At 58.1% G+C, this 14,804-nt stretch carries 14 protein-coding genes; all 14 read left to right on the top strand.

The window, feature by feature from the left end; translation table 11 throughout:
• The first annotated feature begins 6 nt into the window (after nt 1-6).
• Nucleotides 7-1,104 (top strand): CDP-glucose 4,6-dehydratase, encoded by a 1,098-nt coding sequence (locus A2V21_311660; GenBank protein ID OIJ75171.1) that lies wholly within the window; start codon nt 7-9, stop codon nt 1,102-1,104.
• Entirely contained in the window at nt 1,101-1,553 is a 453-nt protein-coding gene (locus tag A2V21_311665) for a dTDP-4-dehydrorhamnose 3,5-epimerase (protein ID OIJ74862.1), read from the top strand. The genes A2V21_311660 and A2V21_311665 overlap by 4 nt, the downstream gene beginning before the upstream one ends.
• Nucleotides 1,540-2,487, top strand: coding sequence for a hypothetical protein (locus tag A2V21_311670; protein ID OIJ74863.1), 948 nt, complete (start codon nt 1,540-1,542; stop codon nt 2,485-2,487). Before A2V21_311665 ends, A2V21_311670 begins: the two co-directional genes overlap by 14 nt.
• Nucleotides 2,477-3,451 (top strand): hypothetical protein, encoded by a 975-nt coding sequence (locus tag A2V21_311675; GenBank protein ID OIJ74864.1) that lies wholly within the window; start codon nt 2,477-2,479, stop codon nt 3,449-3,451. Before A2V21_311670 ends, A2V21_311675 begins: the two co-directional genes overlap by 11 nt.
• A gap of 6 nt (nt 3,452-3,457) precedes the next feature.
• Nucleotides 3,458-4,564: a hypothetical protein gene (locus A2V21_311680; GenBank protein OIJ74865.1), complete on the top strand. Its 1,107-nt coding sequence runs from the start codon at nt 3,458-3,460 to the stop codon at nt 4,562-4,564.
• A 1-nt stretch (nt 4,565) separates the two neighbouring features.
• Nucleotides 4,566-5,540 (top strand): hypothetical protein, encoded by a 975-nt coding sequence (locus tag A2V21_311685; GenBank protein OIJ74866.1) that lies wholly within the window; start codon nt 4,566-4,568, stop codon nt 5,538-5,540.
• A 19-nt stretch (nt 5,541-5,559) separates the two neighbouring features.
• Complete coding sequence (locus tag A2V21_311690) at nt 5,560-6,714, top strand: NAD-dependent dehydratase (GenBank protein OIJ75173.1); 1,155 nt, start codon at nt 5,560-5,562, stop codon at nt 6,712-6,714.
• A complete protein-coding gene (locus A2V21_311695; protein ID OIJ75172.1) occupies nt 6,711-7,667 on the top strand; it encodes a hypothetical protein in 957 nt (318 codons plus the stop codon). Before A2V21_311690 ends, A2V21_311695 begins: the two co-directional genes overlap by 4 nt.
• Before the next feature lie 3 nt (nt 7,668-7,670).
• Nucleotides 7,671-8,759: a hypothetical protein gene (locus A2V21_311700; GenBank protein OIJ74867.1), complete on the top strand. Its 1,089-nt coding sequence runs from the start codon at nt 7,671-7,673 to the stop codon at nt 8,757-8,759.
• A 95-nt stretch (nt 8,760-8,854) separates the two neighbouring features.
• A complete protein-coding gene (locus tag A2V21_311705) occupies nt 8,855-10,060 on the top strand; it encodes a hypothetical protein (protein OIJ74868.1) in 1,206 nt (401 codons plus the stop codon).
• Nucleotides 10,057-10,686: a hypothetical protein gene (locus A2V21_311710; GenBank protein OIJ74869.1), complete on the top strand. Its 630-nt coding sequence runs from the start codon at nt 10,057-10,059 to the stop codon at nt 10,684-10,686. The genes A2V21_311705 and A2V21_311710 overlap by 4 nt, the downstream gene beginning before the upstream one ends.
• Nucleotides 10,683-11,903 (top strand): hypothetical protein, encoded by a 1,221-nt coding sequence (locus A2V21_311715; GenBank protein OIJ74870.1) that lies wholly within the window; start codon nt 10,683-10,685, stop codon nt 11,901-11,903. The genes A2V21_311710 and A2V21_311715 overlap by 4 nt, the downstream gene beginning before the upstream one ends.
• Nucleotides 11,881-13,323 carry a hypothetical protein gene (locus A2V21_311720; GenBank protein OIJ74871.1) on the top strand — a complete coding sequence of 481 codons (1,443 nt, stop codon included), beginning with the start codon at nt 11,881-11,883 and terminating at the stop codon, nt 13,321-13,323. Before A2V21_311715 ends, A2V21_311720 begins: the two co-directional genes overlap by 23 nt.
• A 16-nt stretch (nt 13,324-13,339) precedes the next feature.
• Nucleotides 13,340-14,803, top strand: coding sequence for a hypothetical protein (locus tag A2V21_311725; protein OIJ75174.1), 1,464 nt, complete (start codon nt 13,340-13,342; stop codon nt 14,801-14,803).
• Nucleotide 14,804 lies beyond the last annotated feature (1 nt).

Here is a 14,804-nt window from a genome sequence, read left to right on the forward strand (position 1 = left end):
CCTGCAATTTTCAAAGGCAGCTACAGTGGCAGGAGGGTCCTTATAACAGGCCACACCGGGTTCAAGGGCTCGTGGCTTACCATATGGCTTTCTTCGCTCGGGGCCAGGGTGGCCGGGTATTCGGCCTACCTGCCATCTGAGCCGTCCAACTTCTCGGTCTGCGGCCTCAGGCGCAGGACCGAGAGCTTTGAGGGCGACGTCCGGGACATCGAAAGGCTTTCAAGGGTCTTCGACGAGTTCCGGCCCGAGGTCGTCTTCCATCTCGCCGCTCAGCCTATCGTAAGGAGGTCCTACGCCGACCCCAAGCTCACATTCGATACCAACGTGGGCGGCACGGTTAACGTGCTCGAATGCATACGGCGGTCCGGGTCGGTCATGGCCGCAGTCATAGTCACCAGTGATAAATGCTACGAGAACCTCGAGTGCGTGTGGGGCTACAGGGAGAACGACAGGCTCGGGGGTTCCGACCCATACAGCGCCTCAAAGGCCTGTGCCGAGATCGCCGCGAGCGCGTATGCCAGGTCGTTTAAGTCGGAGTTTCCAAGGGTTTCGACGGCAAGGGCCGGCAACGTGATAGGCGGCGGGGATTGGGCGGAGTCACGGATCATACCGGACTGTGTAAGGGCGTGGTCCGTTGGAAGGGAGGCCATTGTGAGGAACCCTGCCTCGACCAGGCCATGGCAGCACGTCTTGGAGCCCTTGAGCGGCTATCTCTGGCTCGGGGCCAATCTCCTCTGCTCTGCCAGGTTCCACGGCGAGGCCTTCAACTTCGGTCCTGACCAGAAGGTCAACAAGTCGGTATCCGAGCTGATCGAGCTCTTCTTGAGCTCGTGGGGCAGGGCGGGCTGGGGGCATGAACGGGCGGAGGCTGGGGGTAAGGAGTGCAAGCTGCTCAAGCTCTCATGCGACAAGTCCTTACACGAGCTCAACTGGCGCGCAGTGCTCTCATTCGAGGAGACTGTCAGGCTCACGGCCGAGTGGTACAGGTCGTACTACTCCGGGGCAGAAGACATGTACGAAGTTACGGCTGGGCAGATAGAGCGTTACGTCGGGGAGGCCGCGAGGCAGGGCCTTACATGGGCCATGCAAGAGGAGCTCGCATGATCGAGGGGCTAAGGACCGAACTCCTCGGCCAGTTCGCCGACCACAGGGGCAGGGTCATGCACATGCTTAGAAACGATTCTCCCATGTTCGAGGGCTTTGGCGAGATCTACTTCTCGATAGTGAACCCGGGCAAGGTGAAGGCGTGGAAAAGGCACCTCAGGATGACCCAGCACTTTGCGGTCCCTGTAGGGAGGATAAGGCTCGTCGTCTACGACGGACGTGAGGGCTCGCCCACCTTCGGCTCAATCGAGGTCATCGAAACGGGCGAGGTCGATTACATGCTCATTCGGATACCGCCGCTACTCTGGTACGGCTTCATGGGCATATCCAGCGGCCCGGCCCTCATCGCCAACTGCACGGACATCCCGCACAGCCCTGAGGAGTCTGAAAGGATGGATATGGATAGCGCAATGATCGAATACGATTGGGGGTCGGATGACCATGAATAAAGAGTTCCCCAGGGTAAGCGTGATCATGAACTGCCTGAACGGGCAGGAGTACCTTAGGGAGGCTATAGACAGCGTCTACGCCCAGACCTATGGCTCATGGGAGATAGTCTTCTGGGACAACGCCTCCACCGACGGGAGCGCGGACATCGCCAGGGGTTATGACGGAAGGCTCAGGTACTTCCGTAACCCCTTAACCGAGCCTCTCGGCAAAGCCAGGAACAGGGCGATCAAGGCCTCCAGGGGCGAGTTCATCGCCTTCCTCGACTGCGACGACCTCTGGATGGCAGAGAAGCTTGAAAGGCAGGTGCCGCTGTTCGACAGGGACCCAGGGGTGGGGCTTGTCTACTCGGACACGGTCTTTTTTAACTCCAGGGGCGACGAGCGGCGTATATACGAGAAGGACAAGCCGCCGAAGGGGCGTATCTTCAGTGAACTCCTTACGGATTATTTCCTCTCCATGGAGACGGTCATCCTCAGGAGGAAGGCGCTTGAAGGGCTCGGCGAATGGTTTGACGAAAGGCTTAGCATGAACGAGGAGGCCGACCTCTTTACCAGGATAGCCCATGGCTGGGAGGCGGATTACGTCGATGAGCCGCTCGCGAAGTGGCGGGTCCATCCGGGGAGCCTTACATGGACAAAAAAAGAGCTTTTCGCCGTGGAGTCCCAGATGGTGATCGAGAAATACCTGAGGATATTCCCGGGCTTCGAGAGGGAGTACGGAGAAGAGGTCGACAGGGTGAGGCTCAGGATAACAAAACAGAGGTTCATGAACCAATGGGAGAAGGGGGACACCGGGCTCAGGGGCTCGCTCAGGGGCTACATAAGGAAGGACCCCAAGGCGCTCGCTCTTTACATGGCCTCGTTCCTGCCATACAGGGCTGCAGGAAAGTTCATCGGATACTACAGGAGGTACCGGGGCCATGTTGAGCCTTGAAGAAATATTCGAGGGCAGGGATGTGGCCTTCTTCGGTTACGCCAGAACGGCCCTGGAGTACGGCTACAGGTACCTCGGGCTAAAGGCCGGGGACGAGGTCCTGTATCCCGACCTCATATGCGATGTCGCGATGGTCCCATGCAGGCGGCTCGGGCTCAATGTCGGCTTCTACAGGATAAACGACTCACTGGAGACTGACATCGCGGATCTCGAAAGGCAGGTGACAGGCAGCACCAGGGCCATCCTGGCTGTACACTACTTCGGCTTCCCGCAAAGGCGACTCGATTCTCTCAAGGGGCTTTGCAGGAGGCGCGGTCTTTACCTTATAGAGGACAACGCCCATAGCTTCTTAAGCAGCCCAGGTGGGAGATTCCTCGGCTTCACCGGCGACATTTCTATTTACAGCTTCAGAAAGACCGTGCCGGTCGTAAACGGCGCGGCACTGCTGGTGAACCGGCACTTCAATGGCGGAGACGACACGTGGGATGTGAAGCTTGCAGGCGAGATGCTCCCGCCGGAGAAGAGAATTAGGAGGATAAGGGGGCGTCTTAAATTGTTTGAGGCGAAATACCGTGTTCCACTGAGCAGGCTCCGGAGGACGGGGCTCCATGTGCTCCCGCACGGCGCTACCGAATACGAAACACTTGACTACAAGGCCGACGAGTGGAGCATGTCGGTGCTCCGGGATTACCCCTACGCCAGGGAGATAACAAGAAGAAGGGACAATTTCCGCAGATGGGTAGACAGGCTCACCCCGCTTGGCCTTGTCCCTGTCAAGGAGCTCGAAAGCGGCACGGTGCCCATGTGCTGCCCCATGTACTCAAGCGAACGGGACCGCTGGCTTGAGCGCTATCTCGGGAAGGGCTACAGGGTAAGCCCCTGGCCGACGCTTCCGAGAGAAGTGAGCAGGAAGGGTGGGGGCGCGGTTGATATCTGGAAGAGGCTAATAACATTCCCGGTTTGAGGTGAGATGACTTTACGAATAGAGATATACGAGGCCCCCGAGGCCTTTCTCGCCTTGAGGGAGCGCTGGCGAGGGATAGCCGAAGGTGAAGGGCAGCTCTTCTCCGGCCCAGAATGGCACTGGGCCTGGTGGAAGGCCTTCGGCGGCAGGGCGTTGTTCTACGCGGGCTTTGACGGCGGCCGCCTCGTCGGGGTCTGGCCGTTCTGCCTGAGACGGGCCTCGTTCAAGGATTTTTACGGGAGAATAGCCGAGACATTATCTGGCAGGAGCGCTGATTACGGCTTGCCGGCGATAGAAAAGGGCTTTGAGGCGACGTTCGTAAGATCGGTCATAGAGGACCTGATGGAGAAGGCAGGCAGAAGGACGCTCATCGAATTCCCTCACCTGCCATTGGGCCATCCTTCTACTTCCGCCTTGGCGTCGTACATCCGGGAAAGCGGGATGAGGACAGTAGAATCAGAGACGGTCTGCCCGGTGCTCGAGTTCGGGGCTGACAGTGCCTCCACCGAAAGGTCATGGAAGAGGACGCATCGCGCGGACCTCAGAAGGCAGAGGAGGAGACTTGAGGAGATAGGTACGTTGAGACTCAATATCCCCGGCGGGAAGGAGGAGGCTGTCGAGCTTCTGCCATCTTTTTTCAGCATGCATACCGCTGAGTGGAGGGCGCGCAGGTTCAACCTCAAGTTCCTCGACCACAGGATGAGGGATTTTTGCGGGAACCTCGTTGATGGCCTATATGGCAAGGGGCTCCACTTCTCGTTTTTATCATGCGGCGCGGAAGTAATAAGCATGCACCTGGGCTTTCTCTCCCATGGCTGGCTTCTGTGGTATATGCCTGCCTATGACACCGCCTTTGAGAAATACTCTCCGGGCAAGGTCCACCTGCACATGCTGACAGAGCTTGGGCAAAGGCAGGGATGGAAGGGTATCGATTTTCTTCAGGGCGACGAGGCCTACAAGCTACAGTGGAGCAACGGCAGGGTCGAGACAAGCTCCTTCACTTGCTCCAGGGCATGGTCGATCCAGTATTCCTGGCTCATCTGGGCTAAGCCATGGCTCATAGATAACTTCGGGGAGATCTACAGGCGACTTAAGTCCGCAGGAGTGTCCTGAGATGGTCATGCCGGCAGCTGCCAGAGTTGTGAATGGAGGGCTCACGATAATAAGCAGGGTGCGCCCGGTCCCGAAGGGCTACGCGATACTCCTCTACCACAGGCTCCACGAGGACGATTCGGTTGATGCCCCGTTCCTGTCAATAGGCGCCACTGTTTTCTCTTCGCAGATGGAATGGCTGAAAGAGAGGGCGGCGGTGGTAACCCTCTCCGAGCTGGTCTCGATGGTAAAGGCGCGGAAAAATCCGGATAAGCTCTACGCGGCGCTCACCTTTGACGACGGCTACCAGGACGTTTTACGGGTCGGTCTTCCGCTTTTCAGGAGGCACTCTGTGCCGGTGACCTTTTTCATCTCCACCTCGTTCATCGACGACCACTCAAGGATGTCGTGGTGGGATACGCTCCAAGGCGCGGGCATAGGCGCGCGCCAGATATCCAGGGCCTCGGAGAAGATAAAGTACTCCGGTCTTCCGGTAGAAGACGCCCTCGTTGGGCGCGGGCCTTCCCTCGGCAGCTCTGCTCATAACGGCTTTGCCAGCTGGGATGAGCTGCGTGCCGCCGCTGGAAGCGGGTATGTGGAAGTAGGCGGCCATACGGTGACCCACCCGGTGCTCTCAAGGGGCGGGCTCTACGAAGTACGGGAGTGCAAGGCGAGGCTGGAAGATGAGCTTGGAAAAAGAACGAGGTTTTTCGCCTACCCGTTCGGTGGGGTGAGGGACGTGTCGGCACGGGCGGCTGAGTGCGTAAGAAGCGCCGGGTTCGAGGCGGCCGTGACGACCTTCGGCGGCTTCAACAAGCCAGGAGATGACGCCTTCCTTCTGAGGAGGATAAAGTTCATGGGCCATGGCCTGGGAGATTTCGCGGTAAGCGTCAGCACCGGGGATATAAAGAGGCATATCAACAGAGCATACGCGGCTTTGACCGCGCTGCGGGGGCCGGGCCTGGGTTCTGGAAAAAAGACCGAGGATGGAAGGTAAGGGAAGGGAAGGAGGACTGATGAAGGTATTGATACTTGGAGGAGACGGGTATCTCGGCTGGCCGACCGCAATGGCGTTCGCGGCAAGGGGGCATGAGGTCTCCGTCATAGACAACTACTTCAGGCGAAGGATCGCTATAGAGACGCGCTCAGAGGCGCTCCTGCCAAACCCGTGCCTCATCGAGAGGACCGAGATATTCCATTCGCTCACAGGCTTCAAGGTGCGCTCCGAGATAGGCGACTGCACCGATTACAGGACCCTTTCAAGGGTCTTTAGAGACGCAAGGCCGGATGCCGTCGTGCACTACGCGGAGCAGCCCTCGGCGCCTTACTCGATGATAAACCACGAGTGCGCGAGCAGGACGCTTAATAACAACCTGAACAGCACCCTCAACCTGATATGGGCCGTACTTGAGCACGCGCCAGAGTGCCACATAATAAAGCTCGGCACCATGGGCGAGTACGGAACACCGAACATAGACATTGAGGAAGGCTGGATAGATATAGAGCACAACGGCAGGAAGGACAGGTTCCTCTACCCAAGACAGGCCGGAAGCCTCTATCACACCACGAAGGTGCTCGATACAGACCTCCTGTACTTTTATACGCGCATATATGGCATCCGGGTGACCGATCTCATGCAGGGGCCGGTCTACGGGATCGCGACACCGGAATCGGAGCTTGGCGACAGGCTCATGCCGAACTTCCACTACGACGACATCTTCGGGACAGTTGTGAACAGGTTCCTTGTCCAGGCCGCTGCCGGGGTCCCGCTCACCGTCTACGGCAAGGGCGGCCAGACCCGCGGGTACATAAATTTGAATGACACCATCCAGTGTGTGGAGCTTTCGATGCTGAACCCTCCAAAGAAGGGGGAGCTTCGCATATTCAACCAGTTCACGGAGAAGTTCACCGTAAACGAGCTGGCCTCAAAGGTGAAAGAGGCTGGCAGGCGCCTGGGGCTCAAGGTGAACGTGACCCGGATAGAGAACCCGAGGCAGGAAAAGGAAGAGCACTATTATAACGTCAGGCACGACGGCCTCTTTAAGCTCAGGCTAAAACCCAACTACATGACAGAAGAGCTGCTCGCAGGCATTTTGGAGAAGATCATAAAGCACAGGACGCGTATAGACGAGCGCAAGCTCATGCCGAGGGTAAGATGGAAGGCGGCTTGAAGTGGCTTATAACAGGCGGGTGCGGCTTTATCGGCTCAAGTCTCGTAGCGAGACTTCTTGAGACTGGCGGGGCAAGCGCGATAAGGGTGCTCGACAACATCTCCACCGGCACCATGGAAGCGCTCGATGAGGCGCGCGGCGCTCTCGATGCCGCGACAGTTGAGTTTGTAAAGGCAGACGTAGGCGACCCGGACGCCTGCCGGGAGAGCGCGAAGGGCATGGACATCGTCGTCCACCTCGCGGCCTCTACAGGCGTTCCGCGCTCGGTCGATGACCCAAGGAAGGATATGGAGAGCAACGTAGTAGGGACCTTCAACATGCTGGAGGCGGCAAGGGAAATGGGCGCTGGGGCCTTCGTCTTCGCCTCGTCGAGCGCGCCGCTCGGGGCCCAGGACCCTCCGATGCACGAAGAAAGGGCATGCCGTCCGATGTCGCCGTACGGGGCCGGCAAGCTCGCCGGCGAGGGCTACTGCTCCGCCTTTTTCTGGGCCTACGGCCTCAAGACCGTATCTCTCAGGTTCGGGAACGTCTACGGGCCGCGCTCGGCACACAAGACGAGCGTTGTGGCGCGTTTTTTCAGGCAGGCTCTCACCGGTGAGGAGATCGTCATCTACGGGGACGGCGAGCATACCAGGGACTTCATATACGTAGACGATCTCGTAAGCGCGGTCGTCCTCTCAGCCGGATCTGGCGCCGGCGGAGAGCTCTTTCAGATCGCTACATCCAGAGAGACGAGCATTAACGAGATAGCCTTCAAGGTGAGGGGGATCGTCGAGAGCGGGACTGGAATGAGAGTTGGCCTGAGGCACGAGCGCGGCCTGCAGGGCGAGATGAAAAGGAACTATTCGGACATCTCGAAGGCCAGGCGGCTCTTGGGATTTTCACCGCAGGTCGATATCGACGATGGGCTAAGGAGGACATTTGAATATTTCAAACGCCACGAGCTCAGGTGATCCATGGGTTTAAGGGTGCTCTGTATAGTCTCGATACTGCCGCCATATCCTGGCGGCGCCGCGGTCTGTTTCGGTAACATTTTGCAGGAGCTGGCCCACGGCCATGAAGATGACCTGGAAAGTGTTGTCGTTCTTACAGAGAAGGGCTGCCTGCGTGACTACGGCGGCGCTGTGAGAGTTCACGACAGGCTCTTCAGGTACGATTCAACCGGACTCAACAACAGGAGCTTTTTCAAGCAGCTCCTCAATTACCTCATAATCCTTTTCTACATCCTCTTCGCGAGAAAGGAGATGGTCCATATACACGCGAGGTACGTCTACGCCAGATACATAGGCAGGGTAGTGTGGCTCGCGCTCCTGGTAACGCGCGCGAAGGTGGTCGTCGACATCCGTGACAGGTTCTACACGAACTTCGGCTTTGGCCATAACTTCCTGGTCTGTTCGAGGGAGCTTGAGGAGTTCTACGGCTGGATAGGAAAAAAGGAGTTCCTGCCCATACCGATGAGCTTCCCTGAATTGAGAAAAGATATCGAGATGGGACATCGGGTCGCATACATCGGGGCGATAGTCGAGAACAAAGGCGTAATCGAGCTCCTCGACGGCTATGCGCAATATCTCAAGGAGTCGAAAGACCCGTTGGAGCTCCACATATGGGGGCAGAACACCCTGGGTGGAAGATTTGAGGAGAAGGCCAGGATGTGCGGGGCCGTCTACCACGGCGCGGCCGCTCCCGGGGAGGTCTTCGACAGGATACTTGAGTCCAAGGCGGTCATACTCCCGTCGAGCTCAGAAGGGATGCCGAGGGTGCTCCTTGAGACGATCTGCTGCAAAAGGGCCTTCATATGCCATTCCAGCGTAAAGTCGCTGGCAAGTCTTCTCCCGGAGGGGTTCGTCTTGAAAGAGATAACCCCACGGGAGATAAAGAGGGCGTTTTTTGAGGTCGAGGCGCACAAAGGGGAGGTCTGCTGCCAATACGACCTGCTCTCGCATTCGCGCGCGCTCGTTGCCTCAGGGCTTATCGGCTTTTACAAAAGGGTGCTTTCAAAGGAATGGAAACAAAAGGAAAGATACTCGATCAAGCTGACGGAATAAACTTCACCCTGGTAATCCTCTTCATAGTAACCGTCTTCCTGGCCTCCTCCGTCAAGATCGCTATGATGAACACCACATCTCTGGTGGCGATGGTGATGTTCGTCGTATTCATCATGAACAGCCTCTTAAGGGGCAGGTTTACTCTCGCGAACCACCAGGTGCAGAAGGGGATGTGCGCCCTGTTTATCTGGGCGGCTGTCTCGCTTTTCCTCAGTAAGATCGACCCCGCCAAGGCCTTTCCCTCTGACGTGTACTCATACGCCTGGGCCAGCGGCCTGTCCTCGCCTGGGATGCGGGGCTATTCCTTCCTCATAAGGCTCTTCCTCTCGATGATGGCGATCAACTTCATAATAGACGCGGTCAACACCGAGAGGCGTTTTTTCAAGGCCCTTAACTTTTTTCTGCTCTTCTATTTCGCGGTCTGCCTGTATGTGCTGGCCCAATACCTGCTTCTTGTGCTCTTGGGGGTGCAGATAGGAGAGCTGAGGCCGTCCGCCATGGAGACACTGACGCGCACCGGGGGCTATATAGGCGAATCGAGCAACCTTGCCGGGCTGCTCGTAAGCGGTTTTTTCCTGACCGTGGCCTTTGCCGCCAGGAGGCACGCCAGGATATGGTTCCCGAGGTGGGTCCTCATGGCCATGTGCGCCGCGGCAATCGTCGGCATCATCTCGACTTACTCGGCCGCCTGGATACTCTCGGCCATGTTGGCGGCAGCTGTCGCAGGCGCTAAATACCTGGGGAGGAAAGAGCTATCCGTAATCGCCGTCTGCGCCATTGCAGTGGTGGCGGTCTTCCACGCCGAGATATACGAGACAGTATTCAGGAAGACGTTCATCCAGTTCTCCTATATCAACGTGAGGAGCGCTTCCTGGACGGCAGGGCTCGCGATATTCCTTGATAACATTCAGACCGGGGTGGGGATAGGGCAGAGCGTCTTTTTTGCTCCCACCTATCTCAGGGACATAGCCGTAAACTACTTCATCGTGCCGGAGACCTTCCTTAGCCTCTTCCTCGCCTCCCGCTTCCCGCCCATGAACACATACATACAATGGATGGCGGAGACAGGCACGGTCGGGCTCGCATTGCTCATATACGTCTTTTACCTCGTATACCGCTCAGGGGCGCGGATTTCAAGGCCAGAGCATACGCTAATAGTCAAATTCGGGCTGGGGGCCGCGCTCATGGCAACCGTCGTGGCCGCCAACGCGGCCCCTGATTACCTTTACGTGGGCTTCTTGAACTTTCTTGCCTCCATGTATGTGGCGGGTGGACGGTTATTCGCCCGGGAGTCGTCATGAAGGGCGCCAGGCGCTTTAAGCTCGCGTTAGTGGCGGTGGCTGCGGTGATATTCCTGCTCGTGTACCACAGGGCGGTGTTTGATCTGCCGGCGAGGGCGCTCTTTGTCGATACCGGTCCCGGCACAGGCAACGATGCCATAGTCTGCCTTTCGGGGGCTGAGACCGAAAGAGTCGAGCACTGTCTGGAACTGTACAGGAAGGGGCTCGCCGGGGTCGTGGTCGTCACCGGCGGAGGTCTGGAAAAGGGACTTGTCTTTTACCGGGAGGGAAGGTCCCTTGCCTCCATTTCGAGGGACTGGCTTTCAAGCCACGGCGTGCCAGAAGGGAGCATCACGACGATAGAGGAGGGGACGAGCACCTATGAAGAGGCGCTCGCGGTCCGTGAGTTCGCTGTTGCGAAGGGGCTCAAGTCCATCGTGGTAGTAAGCTCGCCGTACCACATGAGGAGGGTCTCTCTGGTCTTCAGGAACGTTTTCGGCGGAAGCGGCGTCTCTCTTGGCTTCTCCCCGGCGAGGCCCTTTGATGAGGGGCTCTCTGGTTGGTGGAAGGAAGAAGGCCTGGTGGCTAACGTATGCCTGGAATACATGAAGCTGATCGTCTACGCGGCGAAGGGGTACCTGTTTTGAGGCGGGCCGCGTTTTTTTCAAGGGCGGTTGCCATGTCCGGCGCCTCGGCTCTTCAGGCCCTGGCACACGTACTGCTTGAGAGGTTCTTCCCTGTGAGGGGGGAGATACGGAGGCTGCTGGTCATACAGCTTGGTCAGATAGGCGATTATGTCCTTACAGAGCCTTTCCTGAGGGCCGTAAAAGATGGTGGCAGGGGCGAGGTAACGGTGGCGGTGCTCCTCGATTCGATAAACGCCGACCTGTGCGCCGCCAGTGGGGTGGCCGACGAGGTCATAACCTATAACTCAAGGAAGTATACCAGGGGCACTGAGAGCTTCTTTCCTGCCGCTGAGCTCGGCAGAGCCCGTTATGATGCGGCCGTATGGCTGAGGGGCGACATGAAGGCATTCGCCTGGCTACTGAAAAGACGGCTCAGGTTCGTGAGCGCGGCCAAGTACCCGCTTCCGCTCAGGCGCTCCTGGTCCCCCGTTATTACCGGAAAGCCGGCGCAAGGCAGGTCCATGCACTATGCCGAATGCCTTGAAGACCTCTTCGGGCAGCTCTTCCCCGGCAGGCCCGGCATCTCCCGCGTCAACGCGGCGAGTCATCGCGAAGCGGCGTGCGAAAGGGTCTTCGTTCACATCGGATCGGGCAACGCCCTCAGAAGATGGCCGGCCGTGAGATACGCGGAACTGTGCAGGATGCTCCTCGAACGGGACGGCGCTACAAGGATAACCCTCGTCGGTTCAGGGGCCGACGATGCCGTGGCGCTGCCAATAATGGATGCGCTTGTCGAGTACGGCGGCAGGGTCGAGAACCTGTGCGGCAGGATCGAGCTTACCGGGCTTAAGGGTCTCCTTTCAACAGGGGCGCTCTATATAGGTTTAGACAGCGGCCCGATGCACATAGCGGCCTCCGCCGGGATACCGATAGTAGCCATGATGGGCCCCCAGTCGCCCAAGGTATTCAGGCCATTGGGGACGCAGGATATTAACGTCGTCTACAAGGATTTTTTCTGTTCTCCATGCTGGCAGTTCTATTGCCTTCATAGAGCAAACGGGGCTGGGGCGTGCGTGCTGGCGATCTCGGCCGGCGAGGTCTTCAGGGCGGCTTCCAGTATCCTCGAAAGCAAGGACGCCGGAGGGGCGACGGACGGTGATGAACTGATATCAAAGCGCGTCGGCGGTTCGCTGAGGCCGCGAAGGAGGGGAAAGAGTGAAGGTGCTGCTTCTTTATAACGTCTATTCCGACGAGCTTGGATCGAGCAGGCCGCCGTTGGGAACGGGCTACCTTGCGGAAGCGCTTGAGGCCGCCGGAGTCGATTATGACGTTATCGATATGAAACTGGGGTATTCGGAGAAGGACGTGATCGAGAGGATCGGCCGGGGAAGATACGATTGCGTTGGGGTAAGTGTCTACACGGTCGGGCACAAGAAGTTCTTCGCCCTGTTGAAGACTGTGAAGGAGAGCTATCCGTCGGTCACCACCGTCGCTGGCGGGCCGCACATAACGATACTCGGCGCTCAGGTCCTCGAGGAGTACCCTGAGATCGACCTCGCCTTTGCCGGAGAGGCCGAGCAGTCCTTTGTGAGCTTCTGCAAGGGAGAGGAACTGAGGCGCATACCAGGGCTTATCTACAGGGACGGCGGAAAAGTCGTCTCCGGCATGCCTTTTGAGAGGCCAACAGGCCTCGACAGCATCAGGTGGCCCAGGTACGGAAAATTCGAGCTCCACAGGTACGCCAACGAGATAGGCGTCATCACCTCACGCGGCTGCCCGTACCCGTGCATATTTTGCTCGGTAGGCCTCACGCTAGGGAAAAAGGTAAGGGTGCGCTCCATACATGGCATAGGCGACGAGCTTGAATACTGGTACGGCAGGGGGAAGAGGATATTCAACTTTCTCGACGACAACTTTACCTTCTACAGGGAAAGGGTCTTCGATCTGTGCGACGAGATCGAGAGCAGGGGCCTCAAGGGGCTTACACTCAGGGCGTCCAACGGCATAAGGGCTGACCGTGTCGACAGGGAGATGCTCTTAAAGATGAAGCAGGCGGGTTTCAGGAGCTTCGGCATAGGCGTGGAGGCCGGCAACGACAAGGTCCTCAAGGCCCTCAGGAAGGGCGAGAGCATGGAGCAGATAGAGAACGCTATTAAGTTGAGCTGCGAGCTTGGCTTCGAGGTCTCGCTCTTTTTCGTCTACGGCACGCCGGGCGAGACCATGGGGGACATAGAAGACTCGATAAGGGTCGCCAGGAAGTACCCGGTCCTGAAGGCCGATTTTTATAACCTCATACCCTTTCCCGGCACCGAGCTATGGAAATGGGTGGAGGAGAAGAGGGCCTGGACCGGAGAGCCGATGGAGCTTTTGGACAGCATGGACAAGAACTTGAGGTTCTCCAGGGGCACGGGAAAGCCGTTCTTCACGACAGCAGAGCTCGGTACGGAAGACAGGCTTGCGCTTGCGGAAAGGCTGAGGGAGACGACCCTCGACATACAGAAGAAGGGTGTGGAGCGCATCTTCAAAAGGTACGGGGCGCTAAAGTACCCGCTGGCCTATCTCGCCTCCACCATCTTCTTTCAGAGGCTTTTTTTCAACAACAACCTCATAAGGAAGCTCTCGGATAAGGTGCGGTACCGTGGCGCGGGGGCCGCTTAATGAGAAGGAGAGCAGGATGAGGATACTTCTTTTGAACCCGCCCTTTCTGCCGAGGTATTCGCGCTTTTCAAGGAGCCCGGCGGTCACAAAGAGCGGGACGATATATTACCCGATCTGGCATGCGTACGCGGCAGGGCTTCTTGAGAGGGCAGGGCACGAGGTGATGCTCGTGGACGCGCCGGCAAGAGGGCTCAGCAGGGAGGAGTGCTACAGGCTGGCCGGTGAGTTCATGCCTGAGATGACGGTAGTCTATACGTCGACCCCAAGCATCTACAACGACGTCGAGGTGGCTTCCTGCGTCAAGGAGCGCCTGCCAGGCACCTTTACAGTCTTGACCGGTCCCCACGTCTCTGCCCTTCCTGAGGAATCGCTGGCGCTCGACCAGAGGGTGGACGCGGTTGCGCGCCTCGAATACGACCTTACGCTCGTTGACCTAGCCGCAAGGCTTCTTGATGGAAGCCACGCCGCCACGCAGGGCCTTACGTTGAGGGTGGACGGCTCGATACGCTCAAACCTGGACAGGCCGTATTTGCAGGATATGGACTCGTTGCCCTTCGTCTCAGAGGTCTACAAGAGGCATTTGAGGATAGAAGATTATTTCTACGCGCATTGCAGATATCCGGTCGTCTCCATCTTCACGAGCAGGGGGTGCAACGCGAGGTGTGTTTACTGCGTCTACCCTCAGCAGGCCTTTGGCAGAAGGCAGAGGCAGAGGAGCCCGGAGAGCATCGTGGCAGAGTTCGAGTACATAGAAAAGGAGCTGCCTCAGGCGAGGGAGGTCCTCATAGATGACGACACCTTCTCCGTAAGCCAGGAGCACACGTTAGAGTTTTGCGAGCTGATGGCCAAAAAGCGGATAAGGCTGCCGTGGACGGTCGAGTGCCGCGCCAACCTGGGCTTTGAGACCATGCGGGCCATGAAGAGGGCCGGTTGCAGGCTCATCGTCGCAGGCTTCGAGAGCGCCGACGACACGGTCCTGAGGAAGATGAGGAAGGGAGTTACAGTTGAGCGCATGCGGCGTTTCTCCCAGGACGCGAAGAGGGCTGGCGTAATGCTCCACGCCTGCTTCATGGCAGGGAACATGGGGGAGACCAGGGAGACGTTGATGAAGTCGCTGGCGTTCGCGAAGGAGCTTGGCGCGGACACCTGCCAGTTCTTCCCCCTGATGGTCTATCCCGGGACCGAGGCTTACAGGTGGGCCGAGGAGAATAGCTATCTGACCACGAGGGACTTTAGAGAGTGGCTTACCCCGGAGGGCCTTCACAACTGCGTGGTGAGCACGCCTGAGCTTGCCGCCCGTGACCTTGTTGATTTCTGCGACCGCGCCAGGCGGAGCTATTACCTCGGGCCAAAGTACATCATGTACAAGCTCAAGCAGGGCATGAGAGACCCTCAGGAGCTAAAGAAGACGATCAAATCCGCCAGGATCTTCGCCAGGTATCTTTTCAGGAGAGCGGGGGGCCGGGCAGAGGGAGGGTAAG

Source organism: Deltaproteobacteria bacterium GWC2_55_46 (assembly GCA_001595385.3).
GTDB lineage: Bacteria > Desulfobacterota > GWC2-55-46 > GWC2-55-46 > GWC2-55-46 > UBA5799.